Below are 1,100 nucleotides of genomic sequence, written 5' to 3' on the forward strand. Positions count from 1 at the left end.
CGCGCGTGGCCGCCGGCAAGCACGGGCACGCGGGCAAGCACGGGCACGCGGGCAAGCACGGGCACGCGGGCAAGCGCGGGCACGCGAACGGAATGTCACATACGGGCCACTCCGCGTCCGGATGGTGAACAGGGCATGGTGTTCCCGTGCCCCCGTCGCTTACACATTCTTCATGTTCTGGGTTCCTCTCCTGCTCCTGGCCTGGGCCGTCGCCGGCGTGACGTGCCTGCGGCTGTGCCTGGCCGCCGTGCGCGGTACCGCCATGGCCACCGGTTCCGGCAGTGGGGAGGACCGCGCCCTGACGCTGTACGAGGCCGCGTTCCTGTCCGGCGGCCCCGGACGGGTCGCCGACGTCACGCTCGTCGCGATGGCGCGTCAGCGGCGGCTGCTGCTGGCGCACACCGGCTGGGCGACGGTGGTCGACCCTGACGGGCGGGACGACATGGAGCGGTCGGTCATAGGGGCCGTAGGGCCTGAGAGGCAGTCACCCCTCGCGCCGGTGCGGGCGGCCGCGGCGGCCGCCGACGCCGTGCGGGGAATCGCGGAGCGGCTGGTGGGCGCCGGGCTGGCGGTGCCGGACGGCGCCGGCAGGAGTGTCGCGGACGCGGTGCGGCAGGTGCGGTTCGCCGTGGCGGCCGTCGCCGGGCTCGGAACGGCCGCGCTTGTCATGCCCGTTCCGTCCGCCATGCCGCGCCCCCTGGTCGCCCTGTGGTTCGCACTGCCGTTGATCTTCGCGCTGAGCTGCCTGGCCATCGCGCGGTTCGAGGTCCATCCGTACGCGCGCTGGACCTCCCCCGCCGGTCAGCGACTGCTCGACGCGCTGCCGCGGGGCGCCGGGGACGACCGTACGTATCTCACGTCCGTCGCGATACGCGGCATCCGCGCGGTGAGTGAACCGGAACTGCGCGCGGCCTTCGCCCACCGGGAGCCGCACCCGGAGCGCTGACGCCGACACACCCCGGTGAAGGGTGCTTGCCTCGAGCCACCCCCGAACGAAACATCCCTTTGTCGCGCCTTTGTCGCGCCGCGTACCGAAGGGATCGCCGATGAGAACTGCCGCCGCCGTCCATGTGGCCGCCGGGTCCATGCTCCTCACCACC

At 73.4% G+C, this 1,100-nt stretch carries 1 protein-coding gene; it reads left to right on the top strand.

Features of this window, described 5'->3' with window-relative positions; all coding sequences use genetic code 11:
- Window positions 1-172 precede the first annotated feature (172 nt).
- Window positions 173-946, top strand: coding sequence for a TIGR04222 domain-containing membrane protein (locus tag B9S61_RS09700; protein ID WP_103541901.1), 774 nt, complete (start codon window positions 173-175; stop codon window positions 944-946).
- Window positions 947-1,100: the final 154 nt, after the last annotated feature.

The sequence above is a fragment of the Streptomyces sp. SM1 genome (genome assembly GCF_002910825.1).
Taxonomy (GTDB): domain Bacteria; phylum Actinomycetota; class Actinomycetes; order Streptomycetales; family Streptomycetaceae; genus Streptomyces; species Streptomyces okerensis.

What these genes read in the sequence shown, in the direction of transcription:
- B9S61_RS09700 (WP_103541901.1), top strand. Translation starts at nt 173, where the DNA reads ATGTTCTGGGTTCCTCTCCTGCTCCTGGCCTGGGCCGTCGCCGGCGTG.